General features: G+C 28.6%; 1 protein-coding gene. It reads left to right on the top strand.

Annotated elements, in window-relative coordinates:
- Positions 1–8: 8 nt before the first annotated feature.
- Positions 9–598, top strand: a 590-nt coding sequence (locus DNK47_RS03365) for a DUF3713 domain-containing protein (RefSeq protein ID WP_376764432.1), incomplete at its 3' end; no start/stop codon positions are given.

Raw genomic sequence — 598 nt, 5'->3', positions numbered from 1 at the left:
ATAGGTTATTGGTTGAATACTACCTAAAAGAAGGAGAAAAGAGTCTTTTATTCCTTCATCTAAAAGAAAAAGAGTATTTCAATAATTTCAAAGAATTATTAACTAACTTATTTACCTTAATAGAAGAAAGTGAATTAAATTCCAAACTCTTTACCTTAAGAAAAAAAATTATTGAACAATATAGTTCTAGGGAATGAACTATAACAGGTACTGATAAAAAGGAACCTCAATCAGAATCTAAACAAGGTCTAGTTTCTCCTTGGCCCTATGAAATTAACTTGTCTGATAATGGCAAAGAGAAAGGAAGATTCCCTCAACAAGAAGATGTTTTCAATAAATTCCTAAAGTCAGAGAACAAATCAACTCAAACTGCTACAGTAGCTGTACAAGTTAACTCAACTGAACCTGCACAGACTCCAAAAGAATCTGAACATGACAAATTATTTTCTAAATATCATAAATCAGTTAATTCTTTACTAGAAAACAAAAAAATCAATCTAAATATCAGAAGTAATGGTTTTGACTTTAAAAGTAGTCAAAGACTATTTATTTTTGACTCAATCTTTGACTATCTACTAGACAAGTTATTTGGTAATAA

This window comes from Mycoplasma wenyonii, assembly GCF_003265155.1.
GTDB classification, from domain to species: domain Bacteria; phylum Bacillota_I; class Bacilli_A; order Mycoplasmatales; family Mycoplasmoidaceae; genus Eperythrozoon_A; species Eperythrozoon_A wenyonii_C.
The sequence above is the reverse complement of the archived record's forward strand: the minus strand, read 5'-3'. Positions and strand labels throughout refer to the sequence as shown.